Below are 787 nucleotides of genomic sequence, written 5' to 3'. Positions count from 1 at the left end.
CATAGATTTGAAATTGAGTTAATATTAGTTATAAGTTGACTCAAAAGCCTCCTGCTCCGGTTCCTAGTCGTTGGCAGGGGGCTTTCTTGAAAGTAAAGGAATAGCATTATTTTGTTATTTTTTTTTGCGTGTACGCAAAAAAAGCATTTTGTAATATCATCATTTTCAATAATAAGATTTTAATATCTTAGCTCTTATTCTACTTATCTCACTGTAACTTATATTTAAGTAGGAAGCTAAAATTGAGTTAGGTAATTTTCCCCGATATTTTGGGAATAGTTTCTCAAACATTTTGTATCTATCAAATGGAGTTTTGATTTTCAGTAATTTATTATAATCTTCTAGTGAATTTATGTGATCTAATGTAATATTAGACATGATTTCAATAAAGTCAGGCCTAGTTTCAGCCAAGAATAGGTAATCTTCATAATGTAGTTTATAAAGTTCAGTCTCATTTATTGTCTCGATTGCTTCGGTAGAAGTAGTTTGATTGAAAAAACTATTAAAAGAAATTATAATATCGTTTGAAGTAAATATTGAGGAAGTAACTTCTTTTCCATTATTAATATAAAACTTTCTGATTAAACCAGTAATGACGAAGTAAACGTATTTATCGTTATTACCTATTGATAATATTTTACTATTCTTGTCATGAACGCATAACTTTAACTTAGAGGCGAGCAATTCAGAAGTAGGTTTAGACAACCTGTTAAAGTTTTCTAAAAGCTTAGATAGCGGTGAAGGATAATGGAGCATGGGCGGACATATTAGAAATACTAATGTAATT

1 protein-coding gene is annotated in these 787 nt (G+C 29.4%); it reads right to left on the bottom strand.

The genetic code is table 11. The features are described 5' to 3' along the window. Positions 1 to 165: 165 nt before the first annotated feature. A partial coding sequence (locus BWI97_RS26710; protein ID WP_233208086.1) for a Crp/Fnr family transcriptional regulator occupies positions 166 to 787 on the bottom strand: 622 nt, incomplete at its 5' end.

Source organism: Siphonobacter sp. BAB-5405 (genome assembly GCF_002872335.1).
Classification (GTDB): Bacteria; Bacteroidota; Bacteroidia; order Cytophagales; family Spirosomataceae; genus Siphonobacter.
The sequence above is the reverse complement of the archived record's forward strand: the minus strand, read 5'-3'. Positions and strand labels throughout refer to the sequence as shown.